At 31.6% G+C, this 4,071-nt stretch carries 4 protein-coding genes; all 4 read right to left on the reverse strand.

The annotated features are described in order from the left end of the window. On the reverse strand, window positions 1–1,346 hold a 1,346-nt coding region (locus ABI549_RS13550; protein ID WP_348076991.1), incomplete at its 3' end, for an LON peptidase substrate-binding domain-containing protein. Window positions 1,347–1,545: 199 nt separating this feature from the next. Continuing rightward, window positions 1,546–2,265 (reverse strand): hypothetical protein, encoded by a 720-nt coding sequence (locus ABI549_RS13555; RefSeq protein WP_348076992.1) that lies wholly within the window; start codon window positions 2,263–2,265, stop codon window positions 1,546–1,548. Between the two features lie 42 nt (window positions 2,266–2,307). After that, window positions 2,308–3,642 (reverse strand): MFS transporter, encoded by a 1,335-nt coding sequence (locus tag ABI549_RS13560; RefSeq protein WP_348076993.1) that lies wholly within the window; start codon window positions 3,640–3,642, stop codon window positions 2,308–2,310. Between the two features lie 104 nt (window positions 3,643–3,746). Then, window positions 3,747–4,071, reverse strand: a 325-nt coding sequence (locus ABI549_RS13565) for a M48 family metallopeptidase (protein WP_348076994.1), incomplete at its 5' end; no start/stop codon positions are given.

Here is a 4,071-nt window from a genome sequence, read left to right on the forward strand (position 1 = left end):
GTTCCTGCTTTTTTTAAGCTTTGAAGAATTCTTCCTGGCATGGCGCCAATATAGGTTTTACGATGTCCGCGAATTTCGGCTTCATCACGCAAACCGCCAAGAGAAACTCTTACGTATTCTCTTCCTAACGCTTCTGCAATAGATTTTCCTATTGATGTTTTTCCAACTCCCGGAGGTCCTGTAAGACAAAGAATTGGTGATTTCATATCGTTTCTCAATTTGAGAACTGCAAGATGTTCTATCATTCTTTTTTTGACATCCTCTAAACCAAAATGATCTCTATCAAGAATTTTTTCAGCCTTTTTTAAATCGAATTTATCTTTAGAATATTTTCCCCAAGGTAAATCTAGAAACAATTCTAAATAATTTCTTTGTATACCAAAATCTGGTGATTGCGGATTAGAACGTTGCATTTTTGACAATTCTTTATCAAAATGCTTTTGTGTTTTTTCGTCCCAAATCTTTGTTTTAGATTTTGTACGCAACTCTTCTATTTCTTCTTCTTGCGAAACACCACCCAATTCTTCTTGAATGGTTTTCATTTGCTGATGCAAAAAATATTCACGTTGTTGTTGGTCTAAATCGAAACGTACTTTAGATTGTATGTCATTTTTAAGTTCCAATTTCTGAAACTCTAAATTCATAAATTTTAAAGTCGCTAAAGCCCTGTCTTTTAGCTTATTTATCTCTAATAAATCTTGTTTTTCAGTAACGGTAAGATTCATATTAGATGAAACAAAATTGACCAGAAATGAATTACTTTCAATGTTTTTGATTGCAAAAGTAGCTTCGGTAGGAATATTTGGACTTTCGGTAATAATTTGTATTGCCAAATCACGAACAGATTCGATTATAGCCGAAAATTCTTTGTCTTTTTTAGTTGGTCTTTCTTCTTTAACTTCTTTTATAGAAGCTTTCATATAAGGTTCGGTCGATGTAACTTTATCTATTTCGAAACGTTTTTTTCCTTGTAGAATTACGGTTACATTTCCGTCAGGCATTTTTAAAACACGAAGAATTTTGGCAACTGTTCCTACTTTATTAATATCGTTTTCGGTAGGATCTTCGTCTTCTTCATTTTTTTGCGATACGACTCCAATAATTTTATCGGAAGCATTGGCATCATTAATCAACTTAATAGATTTATCTCTTCCTGCGGTAATAGGAATGACTACTCCTGGGAAAAGCACGGTGTTTCGAAGTGGAAGAATTAACAATTCTGATGGTAATTCCTCATTATTCATTTCTTCCTCATCTTCTGGTGTAAGAAGTGGGATTAAATCTGCTTCAGAATCGAATTCTTGTAGTGACAAATTGTCAATGGTAATTATTTTTTGTTGAGACATATTGTATTTAAGTCATTTTGTCATTAAACATGGCTTATTTGAAATGTAAAAATAATACATTCAAATAATTATATAGCTGAAAATCAATAAATAAGAAAATTATTTAATATATTTTCATTGTAATAAATCAAGGATTGTGCCATAAAAAACCCATCTACTTTAAAAAAGAGATGGGTTTATATGGTATATTTTACAGATACTAATTTAAAATATACGAAACTAAATCTTGAGTATAAGTTGTTGTTCCAGATGTAGTTTCAATTTTGATAGATCCAACATTTTTAGCATACCAGTAATAAGATATTGCAGAAGAAATTTGTCCAGAAAACGTAATGTTTTGCACTACCCTTACCTTAATTACATCATTAAAAGTTTGACTACCAACAGTTAAAGTTGAACCTTTTTCTAAAATAGTAGCAACAATATTAAAATTAGTAGTAACAACTGGGTATGTGGGATCAGTATATGTTGTAGTCTGAACATAGTCGCTAGTCCAAGAACCTCCTACTGGTAAATAATCTTTTAAAAGTATTCTTTCTGTTCCAGTTGATGTAGAACCTGGAACTCCTGCTTGAGCTGCAACTATAATATCTTCACTTTTTATATAATAATCTCCATTCAATTTTCTTAATCTAGTTACCTGGCTTACTCCTCCGTTAGATTGAGGATTAAATGTAAAATAGCTATTTCCTCCAATAGCATCTATTGAAACCATTTTGAGAGGAGCTTGATTAACTCCATTTAAACTAAAAACCCATTGATTATTTATAGCTGAAGGCCAATAATCATTAGCAGATTCATTTCCTCCATTATCTCCAGAACTAGGAATTGATCCAGTATAAGGTTCTACAGAACATGATGTGAAAATTACTGCTGAAAACAATAGTAAAAATGCAGAAATACTTTTTATTTTATTCATTTTGTAGGTATTAATTTTTAAAAAATTTATTCAAATATAATATTAATTATTGCTTAACAAATTATTTTTCGGGATTCTTAGCAATAAAATCACTCCTATTATAAAGAAAGTAGCTAAAAATACTATGGAATTTCTCATAGAACCTGTAACTTGATCTATGATTCCGTAAATAGACATTCCTATAACGATTCCTATTTTTTCTGTCACATCATAAAAACTGAAATATGAGGCTGTGTCTTCCGTTTCTGGTAATAATTTTGAATATGTAGAACGAGCTAGAGATTGTATTCCTCCCATAACCAATCCTACAAAACCTGCTACTATGTAAAACTCGTTGGGTTCAGTTACAAAATAAGCAAAAACACAAAGTACGGCCCAAAAGGCATTTAGAAATATTAAAGTATTGATATTTCCAAATTTTCCTGATGCTCTTGAGGTAAGAAATGCGCCTAAAACAGCAACCAATTGAATCACTAATATACTAATGATTAGTCCTGTGGTTTTCTGGCTTGGTGTTGTCCAATTAATTTCGGTAGCTCCAAAATAAGTAGCGACTAACATAACTGTTTGCACTGCCATAATGAAAACAAAATAGCTCGATAAATATCTTTTTAAAATAATGTTTTGTTGTAATTGTTTCCAAACTAATTTTAGCTCTTTAAAACCATCAAAAAGTACTGCTTTTGTTACTTTATGCCCCGTCGAAGCTCCTTTTGGCAAATAATAATAGGTTATATGACTGAAGCCTATCCACCAAATACCAACCATTAAAAATGAAGTACGCATTGCAATTTCTCTAGCTCTATCAGGATTTTCAGCAGTAATATAAAACTTATCAGGAAACATAACCATTGCTAAATTTATTATTAACAAAATAGTACTTCCTATATATCCCATAGAAAAACCTCTTGCGCTAACCCTATCTTGTTGTTCGGGATATGCAATATCTGGTAAATAAGAATTGTAAAAAACCAGACTAGCCCAGAATCCAATTAACCCTAATAAATAAGCTGTATAACTTAAAAATAAATTATCTAAATTAAACCAATATAGAGAAATACAAGACAAACCACCGAGATAACAAAAGAACCTCATAAATGCTTTTTTGTTTCCTACATAATCTGCTATTCCTGATAAAAAAGGCGAAATAAAAGCCACTATTAGAAACGCTAATGCCGTAACAAAAGTGATCATTGCAGTGTCTTTAATCTCATAACCAAAAATATAGACTACATTATTCCCTCTATTTTTAAAAATTAATTCATAAAAAATAGGAAAAATTGCCGAAGCAATTACTAAGCTATAAACTGAGTTTGCCCAATCGTAAAAAGCCCAGGCATTTAGTAATTTTTTATCTCCTTTTTGAAGTGCTTTCATTTATTTTGGTTGTTCGTTCTTAATAAATTTGGAATATATTTTTCAAATATAACTAAAAAAAAAAGCCATCTCAATCGAAATGGCTTCTAAATATTTTATTTTTTTTATTTAAACGAAGTAACTCCAAATTTTGCAGCTTCTGCTTTTGCCTGAGGTAATAGTGCTTTTAGATTTGCAATACGTGTTTCGTTTGATGGATGTGTACTCATTATTTCTGGCGGAGCACTTCCTCCTGCTTGTGCAGACATACGTTCCCAAATTGCAACCGCATTATCCGGATTATAACCTGCAATTGCCATAAGAGTAAGTCCAATCATATCAGCTTCGCTTTCGTTATCACGACTAAATGGTAGCATTACTCCTACTTGACTTCCTACTCCATAAGCTTGCATAATCATTTGTTGCGTTTCTGGGCTTTTATTCCCAGTG

This window comes from Flavobacterium sp. (genome assembly GCF_039932285.1).
In the GTDB taxonomy this organism is placed as follows: Bacteria; Bacteroidota; Bacteroidia; order Flavobacteriales; family Flavobacteriaceae; genus Flavobacterium.

Bases quoted from the DNA above. Each gene is read 5' to 3' on its own strand.
- ABI549_RS13555 (WP_348076992.1), bottom strand. From the start codon at position 2,265: ATGAATAAAATAAAAAGTATTTCTGCATTTTTACTATTGTTTTCAGCA.
- ABI549_RS13560 (WP_348076993.1), bottom strand. From the start codon at position 3,642: ATGAAAGCACTTCAAAAAGGAGATAAAAAATTACTAAATGCCTGGGCT.